The organism is Streptomyces sp. NPDC017890, from assembly GCF_044328675.1.
Classification (GTDB): Bacteria; Actinomycetota; Actinomycetes; order Streptomycetales; family Streptomycetaceae; genus Streptomyces.
Map to the genome: position 1 here is coordinate 1 of NZ_JBIRHU010000120.1, position 2,051 is coordinate 2,051.

3 protein-coding genes and 1 tRNA gene are annotated in these 2,051 nt (G+C 60.5%); all 4 read left to right on the top strand.

From position 1 onward, the window contains the following. Positions 1–172 (top strand): RyR domain-containing protein (locus ACH4F2_RS35810; RefSeq protein WP_398136790.1); only part of this gene is annotated, 172 nt, incomplete at its 5' end. 1 nt (position 173) lies between these two features. After that, positions 174–407 carry a hypothetical protein gene (locus tag ACH4F2_RS35815; protein ID WP_351644279.1) on the top strand — a complete coding sequence of 78 codons (234 nt, stop codon included), beginning with the start codon at positions 174–176 and terminating at the stop codon, positions 405–407. A gap of 252 nt (positions 408–659) precedes the next feature. Continuing rightward, entirely contained in the window at positions 660–1,325 is a 666-nt protein-coding gene (locus tag ACH4F2_RS35820) for a hypothetical protein (RefSeq protein ID WP_021343798.1), read from the top strand. Positions 1,326–1,491: 166 nt separating this feature from the next. After that, positions 1,492–1,563: transfer RNA gene (locus tag ACH4F2_RS35825), tRNA-OTHER, on the top strand. The last annotated feature ends 488 nt before the right edge of the window (positions 1,564–2,051 follow it).

Below are 2,051 nucleotides of genomic sequence, written 5' to 3' on the forward strand. Positions count from 1 at the left end.
GTGCGAATCGAAAGTCAAGGACGGGTGGAACTTCGGGCCAGTCAAGGACGCGGAGGCGAAGACACATCCATGCCTCGTCCAGTACTCGGAACTGCCCGAAGGCCAGAAGGCAAAGGATCACCTGTTCGGCGCCATCGTCAACGCGCTCGCACCCTACATCGAGGAGAACTGAAATGACCGAGCAGCTACCCACAGTCGGACGAAACGTCCACTACCAGTCGTACGGCACCCCAAAAGGCGAGTACCTCCCCGAACCCCGCGCCGCGATCGTCACCGCAGTACCCGACGACTACAACGGCACCCTCTCCCTCGTCATCTTCAACCCCACCGGACAGTTCTTCAACCCCTCGGTCCCGTTCTCACCCGAACCCAAACCAGGACACTGGAACTGGCCACCACGCGTCTGACACCTCGCACACCCACCATGACCGAACAGCCCTACGGCGTCGGTGGCCTGATCACCACCGCCACCGCGACTCGACCCCTCATCCTGCACCCCGACGAATGCGTCCGAAGTCCCCGCGGTGAAGTTCTCGTCTGCGTCCGACCCGCACACCAGAACCGACAATGCCCCGACCTGAACATCGGAGCGACCCTTGCCCTCCTGAAACACATCACTGCCGCGCAGCAACCGCACGACCAAGGGAGCTCTCTTGACCATGGCGACCACACCGAACCACCGCACTGACGACGAAAGCCTGCACGCCGCCAGGCGCGCATTCGACGACGCAGTGCAACTACTCACCGGACCCCGCATTGACATCAAAAACGACGACAACGGAAACCGGATCGTCTGCACATCAGGTTCCCTGTACGCAGAAATGACCGAAAACCTTGCAGGACAGCAGGGCACAGCTCACGGCGGAGTAGCCCGCTCACTCCCACCAGTCTGGGTCGACGGCTTGGACTGGATCGTCCTGGTGGACAACACTGTCACAGCGTGGGCGCCGGGCTCGGACGGCGGCACCGCCACACGGCTCGCCTATCTCGCGGACTGGTCATGGCGCCCGCAGGATGCGGTGTGGTTGCAGGCTGCGGCGATGGAGATCCGCACATGGGTCGAGAGTGCGGAAGAACTGATCGCGGGGCGCAACCGCTTCACGTTGGCCGCGGCGTGCCCGGCCTGCGGTGAAACGCATGTCACGAGGACCGATTCGGACGGTGAGCACGTTCGGGTACCGGTCCTGCAGGTATCGCGTTCAGGTGCTTCATGTGTCGCTTGCGGGCACGAGTGGGGTTTGGACCGCCTGATGTGGCTTGCCCGCACGTTGGGTTGCGACCCGCTGGACGGAATCGACCCAGGTGTAGCCACAATCATCCGCTAAGTGTTGGGTGTCTAGTGCGATGCTAGACATCGAGACATTCATCGGTTAGTCTCGATCACGTCACCACACCGGTGCGAAGCCCACAGGCAGTTACTTCCTCTTCGAAATACACTGTCGCCCGGCATTTTTACTCGGTGTCACAACTTTTCTTACAACTGAATAGAGTTCCGGTGCGAAGCACCGAGGGTTACTTCCACTGTTAATGGGGATGTCGCGGGTTCGAATCCCGTCACCGGATCTGCATCCGGTGTAGCTCAGTTGGCTAGAGCGCCTACGTCACCCTCACCGCAACCATTACTCGGAACTCACAACAACTTTCGCGCTCCCGGTGCGAATCGGTCCGGCTACTTCTTTGGGTGAAATCTGCCGACACCGAGCCCATTTCCTCGGGAGCCACACACTTCACACCTCCCGGTGCGAAGGGATGCGGATACTTCTTCTATCAGAAGACGGGGGTTCAAATCCCTCCCAGCCGAACATGATTCGACTGGTACGCACAAGCGGCCTAGTGCATCACGTCCTGCGTCCCACCCCATCCTCGGGAGCCACAACTTCACAGAGTTGATGCCGGTGCGAAGGAGTACCGCTACTTCGTGTGTTGCGGGTTCAAATCCCGTCAGCAGCCCCCGGCTGCTGTAGCTCAACTGGCAGAGTAACGGACCCCTCAGCGGCACCCCAACCTCATTACTCGGCATCAACTCTCGTGGTGGCTCCCTCCGAATTGAA